This is a genomic window from Amycolatopsis sp. WAC 01375 (genome assembly GCF_003947325.1).
In the GTDB taxonomy this organism is placed as follows: domain Bacteria; phylum Actinomycetota; class Actinomycetes; order Mycobacteriales; family Pseudonocardiaceae; genus Amycolatopsis.
The window spans coordinates 1-13353 of sequence record NZ_QHHW01000031.1; the positions used below are offsets into that span (position 1 = coordinate 1).

Annotated in this window: 13 protein-coding genes; 9 read left to right on the forward strand and 4 right to left on the reverse strand. The window is 67.7% G+C overall.

The annotated features are described in order from the left end of the window. Nucleotides 1-281, forward strand: a 281-nt coding sequence (locus DL991_RS19570; RefSeq protein WP_148106367.1) for an HNH endonuclease signature motif containing protein, incomplete at its 5' end; no start/stop codon positions are given. A gap of 569 nt (nucleotides 282-850) precedes the next feature. Here the strand turns inward: DL991_RS19570 and DL991_RS19575 are convergent. Beyond that, a complete protein-coding gene (locus DL991_RS19575; RefSeq protein WP_370306878.1) occupies nucleotides 851-1795 on the reverse strand; it encodes a helix-turn-helix domain-containing protein in 945 nt (314 codons plus the stop codon). Nucleotides 1796-1956: 161 nt separating this feature from the next. Between DL991_RS19575 and DL991_RS19580 the strand changes: the two genes are divergently transcribed. After that, nucleotides 1957-3159: a cytochrome P450 gene (locus DL991_RS19580; protein ID WP_125785783.1), complete on the forward strand. Its 1203-nt coding sequence runs from the start codon at nucleotides 1957-1959 to the stop codon at nucleotides 3157-3159. A gap of 5 nt (nucleotides 3160-3164) precedes the next feature. Continuing rightward, nucleotides 3165-3344, forward strand: coding sequence for a ferredoxin (locus DL991_RS19585; RefSeq protein ID WP_125785784.1), 180 nt, complete (start codon nucleotides 3165-3167; stop codon nucleotides 3342-3344). 46 nt (nucleotides 3345-3390) lie between these two features. Here the strand turns inward: DL991_RS19585 and DL991_RS19590 are convergent, their stop codons facing one another. Then, on the reverse strand, nucleotides 3391-3942 hold the full coding sequence (locus tag DL991_RS19590; protein WP_125785785.1) for a snapalysin family zinc-dependent metalloprotease: 552 nt from the start codon (nucleotides 3940-3942) through the stop codon (nucleotides 3391-3393). A 137-nt stretch (nucleotides 3943-4079) separates the two neighbouring features. On the opposite strand from DL991_RS19590, the gene DL991_RS19595 reads away from it, so the two are divergent. The 6 genes from DL991_RS19595 to DL991_RS19620 all read left to right on the forward strand — a co-directional run bounded on the left by DL991_RS19595 (nucleotide 4080) and on the right by DL991_RS19620 (nucleotide 10963). Beyond that, nucleotides 4080-6701, forward strand: coding sequence for a P-loop NTPase fold protein (locus DL991_RS19595; RefSeq protein ID WP_125785786.1), 2622 nt, complete (start codon nucleotides 4080-4082; stop codon nucleotides 6699-6701). 35 nt (nucleotides 6702-6736) lie between these two features. Next, a complete protein-coding gene (locus tag DL991_RS19600) occupies nucleotides 6737-8491 on the forward strand; it encodes a substrate-binding and VWA domain-containing protein (RefSeq protein ID WP_125785787.1) in 1755 nt (584 codons plus the stop codon). Between the two features lies 1 nt (nucleotide 8492). Continuing rightward, nucleotides 8493-9005 carry a hypothetical protein gene (locus DL991_RS19605; protein WP_125785788.1) on the forward strand — a complete coding sequence of 171 codons (513 nt, stop codon included), beginning with the start codon at nucleotides 8493-8495 and terminating at the stop codon, nucleotides 9003-9005. Nucleotides 9006-9055: 50 nt separating this feature from the next. Further along, nucleotides 9056-9421: a hypothetical protein gene (locus DL991_RS19610; RefSeq protein WP_007034234.1), complete on the forward strand. Its 366-nt coding sequence runs from the start codon at nucleotides 9056-9058 to the stop codon at nucleotides 9419-9421. Nucleotides 9422-9450: 29 nt separating this feature from the next. Further along, nucleotides 9451-10152 (forward strand): Crp/Fnr family transcriptional regulator, encoded by a 702-nt coding sequence (locus tag DL991_RS19615; protein ID WP_125785789.1) that lies wholly within the window; start codon nucleotides 9451-9453, stop codon nucleotides 10150-10152. A 121-nt stretch (nucleotides 10153-10273) separates the two neighbouring features. Continuing rightward, a complete protein-coding gene (locus tag DL991_RS19620; RefSeq protein WP_125785790.1) occupies nucleotides 10274-10963 on the forward strand; it encodes a hypothetical protein in 690 nt (229 codons plus the stop codon). A gap of 219 nt (nucleotides 10964-11182) precedes the next feature. Here DL991_RS19620 and DL991_RS19625 read toward each other — a convergent pair whose 3' ends face one another. Next, the gene (locus tag DL991_RS19625; RefSeq protein WP_125785791.1) at nucleotides 11183-12628 is read right to left on the reverse strand and encodes a DUF1996 domain-containing protein; all 1446 of its coding nucleotides are present in this window, start codon (nucleotides 12626-12628) and stop codon (nucleotides 11183-11185) included. 167 nt (nucleotides 12629-12795) lie between these two features. Continuing rightward, nucleotides 12796-13350 (reverse strand): hypothetical protein, encoded by a 555-nt coding sequence (locus DL991_RS19630; protein WP_125785792.1) that lies wholly within the window; start codon nucleotides 13348-13350, stop codon nucleotides 12796-12798. Nucleotides 13351-13353 lie beyond the last annotated feature (3 nt).

Sequence of the window (13353 nt, forward strand, 5' to 3'; positions counted from 1 at the left end):
GTGAGTGCCGAAGACCCGGCTGCGGCCGCCCCGCACAGACCTGCGATCTCGACCATTCGGTGCCGTGGCAGTTCGGCGGCACCACCAACGCCGACGACCTCATCGACCTCTGCCGCCGAGATCACCGACTCAAAGACGAACCCGGCTGGACCTACCACCTCGCATCCGACGGCACCCTGACCGTCACCACCCCGACCGGCCAAAGCCACGACAGCACCCCACCACCACTCCACCCACCCCGCGCACACACCGCTCCAGCCGAGGAGACGCCACCCTTCTGAACCTCATCGCCGGAAAATGGCGACGCCGCAACGACCCCGGTGAGATCGCACCGTCAGTGAGTCTGCATGCCTCCGGTGGCCTCAATTGCCGAGAAACGGCGACGGTCGTCGCAGCGATCCGGCAAAGCCGCAACGGCCGGCGGCTGCGCACCCGCAACCGGCGGCAGCCGCCTCGCCACGCCTCGCGGTACCGCTGTCATCGCCGACCGCGCGTCTCGCCGACCGCGTCACTTGCCGAAAAGCGGCGACGGCCATCGGGCAGATCCGGCAGTACAGGAACGGCCGGTGGCCGCACCCGAGGCAGCCGCCGTTGCCAGAAACCGGCGACAGCCGCCCGCACAGATCCGGCGGCATCGCAACGGCCGGTGGCCGCACCCCGCGGCAGCCGCCGAGAAACGGCGACGGTCATCGCTACGACTCGCGCACCCCACCACCGACCATCATCGCCGGAAAGCGGCAACAGTCACCACGCCGGCCCAGCAATACCGCCACCACAGCGACCGCACGATCCACCACCGACCATCATTCGCCGAGAAACCGCGACCCCCGACCCGGCAAAGCACCAGAACTCAAGACCCCAAAGCCGCCAACTGCGCCCCAGTCAACCGTTCCACCGCCGCAACCGCCCGATACTCACCACCGGCACGAACCACCCGCACCGGGCCGGCGATGTGCGGTTGCTCTTCCGCCACCCGCAAAGCGGCCAAGACCCGTTCCTCGCCCCACCCCAAGGCAGCCGAAAGTGCCGCGGTGGAAAGGGTGCGGCCGGCGTGCAGGAGGGCGGCGAGTGCGGTCAGGGCGTCGGCGGCGTACAGGGCGACGCGGTCGTCCAGCATGACGTCGTTGATGCGTGCGTGGAAGCGGGAGAGGTCGTCCATGCGGGCACCCGCGGGTGTCGCGATGCCGAGGACGTCGGCGCCGCGGCGGGCGATCTTGACCCATTCCTGATTCGCGCGGACGCTTTCGTCCCATACTCGCTGGGGCATCTCCTCGTCGATGACGTACTGCTCCCGGCGTCCGTCCCGTACGCGGCGGAGCATCGCTTGCGTTTCGAGGTAGGCGACGGCGTTCGAGATCGACGCCGGACTGACCTGGAGCCGGCGGGCGAGTTCGGCCGCGGGGAGAACACCGTCGTCGCTGACGGACAGGCAGGCGAGCACCCGTGCCGTCATGCGGGGGAGCCCGGTCGCCACCATGATGTCGGCGAATTCGGTTTCGAAGGCGCGCACGGCTTCCGGGTTCCGGCCGTAGCCGTGCGAGACGGCCGCGACGTCGCGGGCGGGCGACTTGCGGCGGCGCCGCGCGCGTTCGCCGGTCGCGCGGTTCGCTTCTTCGGCGCGGTAGCCGGAATGGCCGCTGTTGCGCGCGACCTCACGGCTGATCGTCGACGTCGGGCGCCCGAGACGGCGGGCGATCTCGGCGTAACCGAGGCCGTCTTTGAGCCAGGTCGCGATCAGACGGCGATCCTCCTGCGTCAGCCTGCCGCCCGGCATGGGCACCTCCTGTGCGTTCACTCGCAGATCATTGCAACGAGCCGTTGCATTCACCGACAAGAACGTTGCAACGATTTCCGGAAATCTACCAGCCATTACGCCTAAAAGGCCACCCAGAGCTTTGAGTGATCTGTAAATGCAACGTAGCCTTTGAGTAGCAGTAAAAACTGGGAGGAACAGCAATGACCACGTCGGTACCCCATCTAACGGAACTGCCCCTCGAACGCCCGAAGGGCTGTCCGTTCGACCCGCCCGCCGAACTCGGGCCGCTGCGCGACGAGCATCCGCTCGTCCGGCTGACGTTCCCCGACGGGCACGAAGGCTGGCTCGCGACGGGCCACGCGATCGTCCGCGCCGTCATCGCGGATCCGCGGTTCAGTGCCCGGCAGGAGCTGATGCACACGCCGCTGCCGGGTGCGGCCGCGATGGCCGAAATGCCGCCCGCGCAGCCGGGGATGTTCATCAAGATGGACGGTGCGGAGCACGCGCGATACCGCAAGCTGCTCACCGGCAAGTTCACCGTCCGCCGGATGCGGCAGCTCACCGAACGGGTCGAGCAGGTGACCACCGAACACCTGGACGCCATGGAGCGGCAAGGAACGACGGCCGATCTGGTGCCCGCCTTCGCGCAGCCCATTCCGGCGCTGATGATCTGCGAGCTGCTCGGTGTTCCCTACGCAGACCACGAGTTCTTCCGCCGCAACGTCGCGCCGTTGAACCGGCCGGACGCGTCGATGGAGGAACAGGAGGCCGCCATCAACGCGCTGGGTGGCTACCTCTACGAACTCATCGTGGCCAAACGGGCCGAGCCGACCGACGACATCCTCGGCGAACTGGTCACCACGGACCTCACCGACGAAGAACTCACCAGCATCGCGTTCCTCTTGCTGGGGGCCGGTCTGGACACCACGGCGAACATGCTGGCGCTGGGGACTTTCGCGTTGCTGCGGCATCCGGACCAGCTCGCCGTACTGCGCGAGGACCCGGAGAGCATCGACGGCGCGATCGAGGAACTCCTCCGCTACCTGACGATCGCGCATACGGGCGTCCGCACCGCGCTCGAAGACGTCGAGATCGGCGGCCAGGTCGTCAAGGCGGGGGAAGTGGTCGCGCTTTCGGCGGCGGCGGCCAACCGCGATCCGCTGAAGTTCCCGGAACCCGACCGGCTCGATCTCCGCCGCAACGCCGCCGGACACGCCGCTTTCGGGCACGGGGTGCACCAGTGTCTCGGCCAGCAGCTCGCGCGAGTCCAGATGAAGGTCGCCTTCACCGGGCTGCTCGGCAGGTTCCCGGCGCTGCGCCTTGCCGTTCCGGCCGATGAGATCCCGCTGCGGACGGACTCCGACATCTACGGGGTGTACGCGCTCCCGGTGGCCTGGGGCTGATCGCGATGAGGATCGAAGTGGACCGGGAACGGTGTGTGGGCGCCGGAATGTGCGTCCTGACCGCGCCGGAGGTGTTCGGACAGGACGAGGAAGACGGCCGGGTCCGGTTGCTGGACCCGGAACCGGCCGGGATCGGCGACGCCGCGCAGTCGTGCCCGGCGGCGGCGATCACGGCGGACGACTGAGAAACCAGGCCAGGGGGTGCCGGGCGGGCACCCCCTGGCCCCGGGATCAGCCGATCTCCGCGAGGACCTTGCCCGCGTCGGCGCTCTGCACGGCGGTGCCGGCGTAGAGCTGCTGGACCCTGGCCTTCTCCTGCGCGTTGGGGTTCACGCTGGTGCAGCTGACGCCGCCGGTCGAGCCGGACATCAGCGACGAGCACGGGCCGGGCTTCACGTCGGGCAGGCCGAGGCTGTGCCCGAGTTCGTGGGAAGCGATCCGGGGCGTGTGGTAGCCCTGCTGGACGGCCTGCCTGCCCATCCACACGGTGACCGTGCCGCCGGGGCGGACCGGGCCGAGCGTGGCGCGCGGCCAGCCGTTGTCGGCGATGACCCGGATGTTGACCCGCTGCCCCGGTGTCGCCTTCACGATGCGGACGTTGGTGACGTTGGTGTTCCAGACGTTGACGCCTGCCGCCACCGCGTCCTTGAACTCGGCGGCCTGGCTGTCGTCGTAGGTCAGGGTGGTCGCCATGATCTCGGCGGCACCGGCCGAGGGTGCCGAGAGCACCGAGATGGAGAGCGCGGCGCCGGTGAGCACCGCGGCGAAGGTACGTCGAAGCACGTTGAACTCCTCGCGTTTAAGGCGTGCTGGAATTTCGGAGCAGTTTCGACCCTGACCCTTTCGAGGCGCTCGGGGTACCCGCCGATAGTCGCCTGTCGTTAACCATGATCTTGACGCGACCGGAAGACTGTGCGGTTATGACCACGGCGCGTTTCACCGGACACGAAGAACCGATCCTCGCCGTCGCGGTGAAGGGAAATCGGCTGGTCACCGGGGGTGCGGACCGGACGGTGCGGGTCTGGGACCTGGAGACCGGCGCGCTCCGGTTCACCTTCGGCGGGCACGATCGGGCGGTGCTGGCGGTGGGCATCTCTGGTCAGTACGTGGTCGGTTGCGATGGGGCGACGGTGCGGCGCTGGCGGATCGCCGGTCGCGAGGCGCATCCCCCGGAGGTCCAGACCACCAAGCGGACCGTCGCCGTCGCGGTGGCGAACGAATTCGCCGTGTCCGGCGCGGGAAGCACGGTCGAGGTCCGGCGGCTGGACGGCGTGACGGTGCGAGGGCTCCGCACCGGCGGCCCGGAGGTCGAATCGGTCGCGGTGACCCCGGACGGGCGGGTCGTCGTCGCCGGGGACGACACCGGTGGGGTGCGGCTGTGGGACAAGGAAGTCGTTTCCCACTACCGGTTCGGGGGCGCGGGCGCGGTCCACGTGGTCGCGATCTCGGCCGACGGCGGGCACGTGCTGTCCGGCGAGGGCGAGACGGTCCGGTTGTGGGGGCGCGAGGGCGATCCGGCCCTCGTTTTCCCAGGGCACGGCGGAGCGGTGCGGGCGCTGGCCTTCAGCCCGGACGGCAAACTGGTGCTCTCCGGCGGTTCCGACGGCGAGGTCCGCGTCCGCGAGATCGACGACCCGGCGGGCTACACCCTTCTGAAGGGACATCGGGGGAACGTCCGCGCGATCGCCTGCACCGCGGGCGGCGAGAAGATCATCACGGTCGGGGACGACCGCGCCATCCGGGTGTGGGATCGCTTCGGCAACCAGATCGACGGCACCGGTTTCGTCGAGCCCAAACCGGGCCGGGCCCGGCCGCGGATCACGCCCGACGTCGAAAGCCCGGTCGACCTGATCGGCTTCCATGACGACGTGCGCACCCTCGCCGCGGTCATCGCCGACCGGGAGACCAGTCCGCCGTTGTGCGTCGCGCTGCTGGGCCCGTGGGGTTCCGGCAAATCCAGTTTCGTACGGCAGGTGAGCGACCGGGTCGCCGAACTGGCCCGCCGGTCCCGCGGCGACGCCGCCAACAGCGTGTTCGCCGGCGAGATCCGGCAGATCCGGTTCAACGCCTGGCAGTACCACGACGACCATCTGTGGGTCGGCCTGGTGGACCACCTGTTCCGGAATCTGGGCGCGCCCGAAACACATGCGGACGCCGGCGAGGTCCGTGCCGAACGTGAGGAACTGCGCACCCGGTTGGCCGGCCTGCGCGCGGTCAAGGCGGATTCCCCGCGCACCTGGCGCTGGCGTCTACTGGTGTCCGGAGTGGACCGGGCGGAACGCCGACGGCGGAGGCTCGCCGTCGCGGGCTACGCGTTCGCCGGTGTGCTCGGCATCGCCGCGGCGATCGCCGGTTGGGCGTTGTGGCACAACACGATCCTCGCCGTCGCGGGCGCCGTCGTCGCGCTCGGCGCCGTGCTGACCCCGGCGCTCACCACCGCCAGGTCGGCCCTCGCGCCGGTCAAGTCCACATTGGACAAACTGCGGTTCGACGTCGACAAACGCGCGGAACGGTTCGAGACCGAAATCCGGGAGACCGAGGAACGGCTCCGGCGGCTGGACGCGGCCAGCCGGCTCGGTGAGCTGATCGAGGAGGCGAAGGCAGGCAGATACGGCGACTACCAAGGGGTTTTCGCGCGCGTCCGGGAGGACCTCGTGAAGCTGAGCGACGATCTGGAGGAGGCGCGCCGGGAATGGCAACTTGCCGGAGGCACGGGCAAGCCGCCGCTGGAACGGATCGTGCTCTACATCGACGACCTCGACCGCTGCCCGCCGTCGAAGGTGATCGAAGTGCTCGCCGCGGTGCACCTGCTGCTGGCCCTGCCCGCGTTCGTCGTGGTGGTGGCCGTCGACCCGAGGTGGTTGCGGCGCTGCCTCGACCAGCACCACGAAGAGCTCTTCGGCACCGGGGAGGCACGCCAGGCGGAGTACCTCGACAAGATCTTCCAGATCGTGTTCGCCTTGCGTCCCATGGGAGCCGCGGCGGACGAACTGATCGACACCCTCATGCCCATCGAAGCGCCGGAACCGGCGACGCCCGATCACGAAGAATGGCCGGAGGAGGGGGACCGGACCGAACGCGGCGAAACGGCGGAGGTCGTCGTCGAGGACACGGCCCCACCGACGTTTTACAACATGCGGCCGGATCGGCTGCGGCTCACCGAAGTCGAACGCGATTTCGTCCACTCGCTGAGGAAAAGGCTGAATACGCCGCGCGAGATACGGAAACTGGTCAATCTCTACCGGCTGGTCCGCATCGGCATTCCCGACGCGGAACTGACGCGGTTCGTCGGCGGTCCCTATCGGGCGGTGCTCGTCCTGCTGACCATGCTGGTCGCCGATCCGGAGGCCGCGCGTTCGACCTTCGCCGCCCTTTCCGCCGGGGAATCGTTGTCCGGCGCCTTTCCACCTGAATGGCGGCTAGACGCCGAATCCTTCGATGATCTACAGGTCTATCGGAATTGGGTTGGCACCCTCGCCCGCTTCAGTTTCGAAACCTGCGATCTCGTGACCGAGGAGACGGAACCGGGAACCACGTTGTAGCTACACTTGCCCGCTACAACGGCTAGGGGGCGCGCATGCGGAGATCAGGCTGGGTTTCGCTCGTCTTCGGCGCGCTCGTCGGGACGCTCGTGATCGTCCTGCTCGCGACCACGGTCACCGCGCCGTCGAACGCGGCGAGGACCGACTGCGTGCGGCTGGTCGCCAGTTCCTCCACGGAGAAGGGCGACCTGGTCGCCGAACTGGCCGAGCGGTACAACAACACGGGCCGGACGTTCGACGGCGGGCGCTGCGCGAAGGTCGAGGCGTTCAAGAAGACCTCGGGGGCCACGCTCGACCTCATCGCCGATGGCTGGAACGACATCGACGAGCGGCAACCCGAACCGCAGGTTTGGATGCCGAGTTCCTCGCTGTGGCTCGATCTGCTGCGCCAGCGCGGCAAAGGGGACCTGATCGCGAACGGTCCGAAGACCTCGCTCGCGACGAGCCCGATGGTGATCGCGATGCCGGAACCGATGGCCAAGGAACTGGGCTGGCCGTCGAAGGGCATCGGCTGGAGGGACGTACTCGAAGTCAATCGCAACGGCGGCTGGGCCTCCACTGGTCCGGAGAACGCGAAGTGGGGCAACTTCACACTGGGCAAGGACAATCCGCGCCGGTCGACCTCGGGGCTCGCCGCGACCATCGCGACCTACTTCGCGGCGACCGGCGGCGACTACGGCAAGATCGACACGGCGGAAGCCGTCCAGTTCGTCCGCGGGATCGAGGCCTCGGTCGCCTACTACAGCGACGATTCGGTGGCCTTCCTGAAGACGCTGTACGAAGAGGACCAGAAGAAGCCCACGCCCTACATCAGCGCGATGGCGATGCAGGAACAGATGGTCTACCTCTACAACCACGGCGCGCCGACCGGGGACCCGAAACAGCTGGGGAAGGAACCGGCCCCGCTGAACCGGCCGCTCGTCGCCGTGCACCCGAGCGAGGGGACGATGCTGATCGACCATCCCTTCCTCACCACCGCCAAGGCGTCGCCGGAACAGCGCGCGGCGGCCAAGGACTTCTATGATTTCCTTCGGGAGCCCGCGCAGCAGGACCGGTTCCGTGACCTCGGCTTCCGTGACCCGGAGGGTCGCGGGAACGAGAAACTGGCCAAGGGCGTGCACACCGAAGGGGTCGCGGAACCGCGGCCCATCGAGCTTCCCACCGGTGAACAGATCCAGAAGATGCTGGACGGCTGGGAGTACACGCAGCGACGCGGCCGGATCCTGCTGGTGCTGGACCTTTCCGGCTCCATGAACGAACCGTTCGACAAGAACCGCAAGGACAAGCCGTATTCCGAAAGCCGGATCGCGCTGCTGAAACCCGCGATCCGCAAACAGCTCGAGTACCTGCATCCCGAGGACGAGGTGGGGCTGTGGACGTTCTCGGACGGGTATGAGGAAAAGATGCCGATCGGCAAGGTGAAGAACGTCCGGGGCCCGATGCTCGGCCTCGTCGACAACCTGACCCCGAAAGGGGATACGGCGCTGTACCAGACCGTGATCGCGGCCAACGACAAGATGCGCCGCGAGTTCGACCCGAACCTCATCAACGCCGTCGTCTTCCTGACCGACGGGCAGAACACCGAGGCCGGGACCAAGGAGCAGGTGCTGCAGAACGTCGACGCCGAGCGGCTGGACAACTCCGTCCGGATCTTCACCATGGCCTACGGCGCGCAGGCGGACAGCCGGGTCCTCGACGAGATCGCGCAGAAGTCCAAGGCCCGCAGCTACCAGGCCGTCGACCCGCACGGCATCGACAAGATGTTCGTCAACGTGTTCAGCAACTTCTGACATGGCCGAACACGACAACCGCCCGTTCCACGTCGTCGCGGTGGTGCTCAGCCTGATCGCCGGACTGATCGGCCGTGCGGTGACCTACCCGCATCCGGCGGCCTGGCTCTTCGGCGCGGTCGCCGTCCTGGCCGTGCTGATTCCGGCCGAAACCGCGTTCTTGGTGTTGAACAGCAGGCGATCGAAGCCGCCGCGAGTGGTCCGTGCGCCGCAACCCGTCGCCGCCACCGACAACTACAGCCTGCTCGGGCGAGCGCTGACGGCCATCGAAACGCTGCTGCCGGGCGAGACCGAGCTTTCCGGCGCCTTCCGGCGGGCGGTGGCGGTACTGGAGAAACGGAAGGGCGACGGTTCGGTAGGCGTCGCTCAACTGCGGATGACCGTCAGCCAGTTGACCATGAAGCTGGAGCGTTCGGTGGAGGAGGAGAACCCGGACCGGCTGATGCTCGTCCAGCGGATGCACCTGTTCCGGGAAATGCTCGAAGAGGCCATCGAGGCGGCCGAACCGGGTTGAGTGTTCGGTGCCGAACAGACTACGGCCGTGCGTCATGCTGATCTGACAGCATGCCGTTGATCGGGCGCCGGGTTGTCGAGGGCGTGGAACATGTGGTCGTACCGGTGGAGCACCGGTTCAGCCTGGAGGAAGCCGTACTGGCGGTGATGGCCGCCAAGAGCACCGTGCGGCCCGCTCCGGGAATCAAGGTCGCTCCGCTCAAGGTTTCGGAGGTACGGTCAGCGCTGCTCTATGCGGCGAAGCACGCCGATAGGCGACACCAGATCGTGGACAGTTATTTCGTCGAGGCCGAAGACGGACCGTTGCACCGGCTGGCCGAGTGGATCAGATCGGAACTGGTCCGCCTGGGCATCTTCACCACGCACGACGGTTCCGCCGCCGGATCGGGTGGCCGATTCGGTTACTCTCCGCGATAGGTGTTCACGACTGCCTGGGAGGGTGTTTCGTGGGTTTGGGCCCGGAGGCCGCCGAAGAGAGAGAACGTCCGTTCCTGGAGCGGCTGGACGAACCCGTCCGTGCCCGGTTGCTGGAGATGGGCACCCCGCAGACCTACGAGAGCAGACAGGCGCTGATGCGCTCGGGCGAGCCCGGCGACTTCGTCATGCTGCTGCGGCACGGTTATGTGAAGGTGACCAGCGCCGACCGGATGGGTGCGACGGTCATCCTCGACGTCGGGGTGCCCGGCGATCTGCACGGCGAGATCGCGGTGATCGCGGGCGGCATCCGGATGGCCGACGTCGTCGCCATCGAAGAGGTGCACGTCCGGCGCATCGCGGCGAGCGAGTTCAACCGGTTCCTGCTGGATCATCCGGCGGCGATGCGGGAGGTGCTCGTCAGCGTCGCCCGCCGGTTCGTGCTCGCCCAGCGTCAGCGGACGCAGTCATGGAAACCGCAGGCGGTGGCGCGGGTCGCGACACGGCTGGACTACCTCGTCGACGTCTGTGGCATCCGGACGCCCGCCGGCTGGCGCATCGGGATCCCGTTGAGCCAGGACGAACTCGCGCAGTTCATCCCGATGGGCCGGACCATGGTCGCGCAGGCACTGGACAAGCTCCGGAAGGCGGGAGTTGTGGCCAGTTCGCGCCGTGCGATCACCGTCCTCGACCGCGAGGCGTTGCGGGTGATCACGGAAAAAGGTGTGACTTAGCTCACTGGCGTTGACCATCGCGAGGTCACGTTTTGTTCGGTTCCGAACAGAACTTCCGGTGAGGAGTGGGAACACTGCTTCCTGCCGCCAGTTTTCACCGATCAGGGGAGGGGTCGCAGAGATGCAGGTGCTGACCTCAGGCCAATACAACGCGCACACCCACGCCGTGCTGTCCGTCGACATCGTCGGTTCGTCCAAGGCCAGCGACGACCTGCTGGACCCGATGAAGAACGAGATGGAAACGCTGGTTTCCCGCTCGTTCACCGCGGTCGGGCTCGCACCGGGGGAAGCGCGTCACTTCCGGGAGACCGGGGACGGGCTGATGGTCGCGTATCCGGACCACGCCGTCGGCCAGCTCTGCGAGGTCGTGTTCCACCTGGACCATCTGCTCCGGACCCGCAACCGCTACGCCAGGGTCCCGATGCGGGCGCGGGTGGCGGTCCACATGGGACCGATGGCGGACAACCACCGTTACCACCGCACGTACATCACGCTGACCCGGTTGCTGTGCGCCTCCACCTTCAACGACGCCGTCGGCTACTGGTGCCGTTCGGATCCGACGGGCGACAAGTTCGGCGCCGGGATGATCGTCTCGCAATCCGTGTGGCGCAACGTGGTCGAGCCGTTCGGGGTCGCGCTGGTCCCGCCGGCCCGCTGCGCCCGGATCAGCGTCACGACCCCGGATTTCGCGGACAGCGCGTGGATCCACTTGCCAGGCCTGGACGCCGAGGCGGTCCTCGCCGAACTGAACCCCGCCGTCGCGGTGCCGCTCGTGCTCGACCGGGTGAGCCGGTTGTCCACGACGGCCTGACCCAGACCGGGCGGTCCGGTTTCCAGGGAGGGAAAACCGTATCGCTCGCCGGTTCCCGGCCCGGAACCCCTACGCCGGGCCGGGAACCGGACCCCCGGCGCGGGGGGTGGGGGCGCGGGTCATCCCCGCCGCGCCCCCTCGCTTGCCCGGTCCGTGAAGGCCTCCTTGAGGGACCCAGAGTCCCTCAAGGAGGCCTTCACGGACTTGAGGCGGGCTCCGCTACTGCTTGCACCTCTTACCGCTGTTGATGCACTTCACCAGCTGGTTCATCAGCCGCTGCGACATGACGTTCGCGAAGTCGTCGTGGTCGGAGCGCGGGTTGTGCTTCTCCTGCGCGAAAGCGTCGACCGCGTACTGACCGGCCGCCTGGATTCCCGCCGGGATGTCGTACACCAGCGTGATCCGCAGCTGCGGCACGTTCTTGAAGCCGCGCGGGCATTTCCCGTTCCGGTCGGAGAACACGATATGCGTGCGGTGGTTGGCGCTGTCGGTGTTCTTCCCGTCCCAGCAGTTCGGGAAAGCGTGGACGCGGGCGACCTTGCTGCCTCGCGGGCAGATCGGGTACAGCTCGGTGAGCCGGTCCTCGAAGCCGGTGCAGGTCCAGCTCGGCCGTGCGTTGGCCGGGCCGTTGGTGCTCTGCTTGGCATCGCCGTAGAGCACGCGCAGGAACTTCGGCATCGCGACGACCCGGCGGGCGCCGCCGCTGGTGAAGGTCAGGTCGACCTTCTCGGGGCGCTGGATCTCGCCTTCGTTGTCGCCGATCTCGTTGTTGTCGTCGACGCCGGGCAGGTCCGCGGCCTTGCCGTCGGACTTCTTCTTCTCGGCGTCGCCCGCCGCGTTGACGTTGCTGTTCTCGCCGCCGTTGTCGAGTCCGCCTTCACCGTTCTGCTTCACCGCGCAGCCGGCGAGCCGGTCTTCGTTCTTCGCGACCGGTTTGCCTGCCTGTCGCAGGGTGTCGGCGATCTCCTTGATCGACGGCTTCCGCTTGTTCTTCAGCTCGTCGAGCACCTGGGCCGCTTGTTTTCCTTGCGCCAGCTGGTTGTTCGCGTTGTCGGAGTCCTGGTCGAGTTTGTCGAGGTTCTCGTCGACCGCGGGCATGGCCTGGTCGGGGACCTCACTGAGTTCGTCGAGTTCGCTGGCGACGTCGGGGCAGTCGACCTGGGCGACGGCCTCGTCCTTGGCCGCGTTCGCGCGGTCGGCGGCGAGTTTCTCCTCGTTCGCCGCCTCGTTTTCTTCCTCTTCCTCGGTGTTGATCCGGATGACCGGCCAGAAGTACGCGGACTTGTCGCCGTTCTTGCAGGTCGTGCCCGCTCGCAGCAGGCTCTTGTTGTTCGAATCCGCGTTGGTCGACAGGTTTCCGACGTAGTCGTGGAGGTGCTCGGCTCCATTGCGGACACCGGGCTGGGCGATGAAGTTGTCGCCGTTGAAGTGGCCGTTCTCGTTGCGGCCGCAGTTCACGGTGAACGTTCCCCGTGCGCCTCGTTTCGCGAGGTCGAGGTTGACGTTGGTGCCGCGGGGGACCTTCGTGATGTCGATGAAGAAAGACTTGTCCGCGCCGTCGGCCCTTGCCGCGTCGGGGGTTCCGGTCGTGGTGACCACGACGATCCCGCCGACCGCGATGGCGAGCGCGAGGCCGCCGGTGGCGACCTTGGTACGACGTGCCATGCGGTGGCGGCCGGCGGTTCTTTGGTTACGGGGCATGAACTTGTTCACCTCGTTCGGTGTCGTTGCCCGGAGCCCGGGGGAGGCGGCGCCGGCACCGCCGACGTCACTGACTCCGTGTTGGCTGAAACGGCCCCGGCGGACACCCGGTTCAAAACGCGACCTCGCCGTTATGCTTTCGTTACCTTACGGCGGCGGTGATAAGCGATGCCCAGCACGATGACGATCGGCCCCCACAAGGCGATCGGGGTGACGCAGATCGTGGCCAGCGTTTCCCAGCCTTCGTTGATGTAGGCGACATTTTCGACCACGCCGAGCACGGTGAGCTGACGGTTTCCACCGAGGGGGATCGAGCTGAAGAGCGCGGTGAGGATCAAGCCCCCGAGCACGGCGGGAACGACCGCCGCCATCGGCCGGACCGCTTTGCCGCCGAGGAACGGGATCCACCGGGGCACCACCTCGCCCCAGCCCCGGACCAGCCCGATGGCCAGGAGTGCGAGCACCTCGGAAAGCACGCTCAGCGTGAGGACGTACGGGATGCTCAACCAGTAGTCCGGCATCTCGCGATCGTGGATCTGCCCCATTTCGAAATGGAAGGCGAAAGGCAGCCTCCACAGACACGAAGGCAGCAGAATCCAGGGAAGCGCGTAAGCGAGACGCGTCGCCCAGCGGGGAACCGGCCGCTCGGTGTCGCTGACGGCCGGGGGCCGGTGAAGGATCTTCATGAG

Excerpts from the sequence above, each read along its gene's own strand:
- DL991_RS19610 (WP_007034234.1), top strand. The coding sequence starts at position 9,056 with ATGCCGTTGATCGGGCGCCGGGTTGTCGAGGGCGTGGAACATGTGGTC.
- DL991_RS19585 (WP_125785784.1), top strand. The coding sequence starts at position 3,165 with ATGAGGATCGAAGTGGACCGGGAACGGTGTGTGGGCGCCGGAATGTGC.
- DL991_RS19620 (WP_125785790.1), top strand. The coding sequence starts at position 10,274 with ATGCAGGTGCTGACCTCAGGCCAATACAACGCGCACACCCACGCCGTG.
- DL991_RS19600 (WP_125785787.1), top strand. The coding sequence starts at position 6,737 with ATGCGGAGATCAGGCTGGGTTTCGCTCGTCTTCGGCGCGCTCGTCGGG.
- DL991_RS19605 (WP_125785788.1), top strand. The coding sequence starts at position 8,493 with ATGGCCGAACACGACAACCGCCCGTTCCACGTCGTCGCGGTGGTGCTC.
- DL991_RS19630 (WP_125785792.1), bottom strand. The coding sequence starts at position 13,350 with ATGAAGATCCTTCACCGGCCCCCGGCCGTCAGCGACACCGAGCGGCCG.
- DL991_RS19625 (WP_125785791.1), bottom strand. The coding sequence starts at position 12,628 with ATGGCACGTCGTACCAAGGTCGCCACCGGCGGCCTCGCGCTCGCCATC.
- DL991_RS19595 (WP_125785786.1), top strand. The coding sequence starts at position 4,080 with ATGACCACGGCGCGTTTCACCGGACACGAAGAACCGATCCTCGCCGTC.
- DL991_RS19580 (WP_125785783.1), top strand. The coding sequence starts at position 1,957 with ATGACCACGTCGGTACCCCATCTAACGGAACTGCCCCTCGAACGCCCG.